Source organism: Polaromonas sp., from assembly GCF_030682935.1.
Lineage (GTDB): Bacteria > Pseudomonadota > Gammaproteobacteria > Burkholderiales > Burkholderiaceae_C > Polaromonas.
Genome location: NZ_JAUXNA010000117.1, coordinates 1 through 1578 on the forward strand (window position 1 = coordinate 1; position 1578 = coordinate 1578).

1 protein-coding gene and 1 pseudogene are annotated in these 1578 nt (G+C 58.4%); both read right to left on the minus strand.

The features are described 5' to 3' along the window. Positions 1–666, minus strand: a pseudogene (locus tag Q8K05_RS05370) (glutamate synthase subunit alpha); the annotation flags it as partial. A 184-nt stretch (positions 667–850) separates the two neighbouring features. Then, positions 851–1549 carry a transposase gene (locus Q8K05_RS05375; RefSeq protein ID WP_305245490.1) on the minus strand — a complete coding sequence of 233 codons (699 nt, stop codon included), beginning with the start codon at positions 1547–1549 and terminating at the stop codon, positions 851–853. Between the last annotated feature and the right edge of the window lie 29 nt (positions 1550–1578).

Here is a 1578-nt window from a genome sequence, read left to right on the forward strand (position 1 = left end):
ACGATAGTAGGTGCCCACTTGATCGGCCAGCAACAAGCCTTTGTAGATCACCGTGCGGCTGGACATGCTGGGCACATAGTATTCCTTGCTGTGCTTGAGCTTGAGTGCCTGAATGTTGGCGCTGGCGGTCTTGCGGATCACGTACAGCTTGCGCTCCAGCGCGTCCTGCACGATCACGTCGTTGCCGCGGCCAATGAAAATCTGGCGCAGTATGGGTTCTTTTTCACGCACAGTGGGCGACATCGGCATGCCCTTGTTCACCGGCACATCGCGCCAGCCCAGCAATACCTGGCCTTCGGCCTTGACGGCGCGCTCCAGCACCTGTTCGCAGGCCAGGCGCGAGGCATGCTCTTTGGGCAAAAACACCATGCCCACGCCGTATTCGCCGGGTGGCGGCAAATTGACGCCCTGTTGGGCCATTTCTTCGCGGTACAGCGCATCGGGCAGCTGGATCAAGATGCCAGCGCCGTCGCCCATCAGTTTGTCGGCCCCCACCGCACCCCGGTGATCGAGGTTTTCAAGAATCTTCAGGCCCTGCTGGACGATGGAGTGGGACTTGTGGCCCTTGATGTGCGCAACAAAGCCCACACCGCAGGCGTCGTGTTCATTGGCACCGGCATACAAACCGTGTTGTTCAAAATGCTTGATTTCAGCAGCCGTGGTCATGGCAATTCCTCGTCATAAGTTTTTCGCAGGGACTGAGAGCATAGTGCACCGCAACAAGAATTCCAAGCACTTTAATAGGGGTCAGATTCCAATTAATTCCCACTTAAAACCGTCAACAACTAATTAGGGACGCATCCAAAACAATAGCAATAAAACCATTAAATACAGGCGCAACCGGCATTTATTACCGCTCTGGAAGCTTGCTGATGGGGCGTCCGGGCTGCGCCTTGTTGACGCGGCGATCTGTGCGTTTTTGCAGATCAGCCACAAAATCGTCGCCGCCCAGGGCCCAGCCACTGAGGCTTGAGCGGGTCAGCGCGTCCTGCTGCGCCAGCGTGATGCCGGCACGCACCAATTCGGCGTAGGCCGCTTCGCGCGCAAAAGGGGTGTTGCCCAGCTCCCAAAACAGCGGGTGCGGGGTCAGCAGCTTGTCCGTCCGCAAGCCGACGTAATGGCCGTGGCTGGACCACGGGTAGTCGCGCGCCTCCTTGACCATCCCGGCGCGCACCGGATTAAGGTCGATATAGGCCATGCAGGCCAGCAGGTAGCGATCGGTTTCTATCACGGTCGAGCGGTAACGCCCTTCCCACAAGGTCCCGGAGCGGCCCTGGCTGTCGTTGAAATAGCGCACATAGCGGCGACCGACGGCTTGCATCATCTGCGGCAGGCCCTCATCGCTTGTCGGGGTGACGAGCAGGTGAAAGTGATTGCTCATCAGCACATAGGCATGCAGCGCCACGCCAAATTTTTGGGCGTTTTCTTCCAGCAGACCCAGCAGCACCAGATGGTCGGCGGAGGACAAAAAAATCGCCTGCCGGTTATTGCCCCGCTGGATGACGTGATGGGGATAGCCGGGAAGCGTGAGACGGGGAAGACGGGCCATGAGGTGCAATGCCTGGAGTTTGCATCATG

Bases quoted from the DNA above. Each gene is read 5' to 3' on its own strand.
- Q8K05_RS05375 (WP_305245490.1), bottom strand. From the start codon at position 1,549: ATGGCCCGTCTTCCCCGTCTCACGCTTCCCGGCTATCCCCATCACGTC.